Here is a 510-nt window from a genome sequence, read left to right as displayed (position 1 = left end):
GAAGGACCCGTCGGCGACGCGCTATTCGTCGATCAGCTTCGACGAGGCGATCGGCCGCAACCTGCAGGTGATGGACGCGACGGCGTTCGCGCTCTGCCGCGACCAGAAGCTGCCGATCCGCGTGTTTTCGATCAACAAGCCGGGTGCGCTCAAACGTATCGTTCAAGGAGAGGACGAGGGCACGCTCGTCCACGTGTAAACTCTCGCCGATGCGGGAGGCCGCGGCGCCGCGCGCCGCCGTTGGCCATTGCCCGCATCGTTTTGAAGTTCGGAAGGTTCGGAGGTTGAAATGAGTGTCGCTGATATCAAGAAGAGCGTCGAGCAGAAGATGCAGCGCTCGATCGAAGCGTTCAAGAACGATCTGGCGAAGATCCGCACGGGCCGTGCGCATACCGGTCTGCTCGATCACGTGCAGGTCGACTACTACGGCTCGATGGTGCCGATCTCGCAGGTCGCGAACCTGACGCTCGTCGACGCGCGCACGATCGGCGTGCAGCCGTGGGAAAAGAC

At 62.5% G+C, this 510-nt stretch carries 1 protein-coding gene and 1 pseudogene; both read left to right on the top strand.

Annotated features, from left to right (window positions below):
* Nucleotides 1-199 (top strand): annotated as a pseudogene (locus J5M67_RS27915) (UMP kinase); the annotation flags it as partial.
* A 90-nt stretch (nt 200-289) separates the two neighbouring features.
* A partial coding sequence (locus J5M67_RS27910) for a ribosome-recycling factor (RefSeq protein ID WP_207888608.1) occupies nt 290-510 on the top strand: 221 nt, incomplete at its 3' end.

Source organism: Pseudomonas sp. 30_B (assembly GCF_017491605.1).
Classification (GTDB): domain Bacteria; phylum Pseudomonadota; class Gammaproteobacteria; order Pseudomonadales; family Pseudomonadaceae; genus Pseudomonas.
Note: the sequence above shows the minus strand (reverse complement) of the source record. Positions and strands in the feature narration are given on the sequence as shown.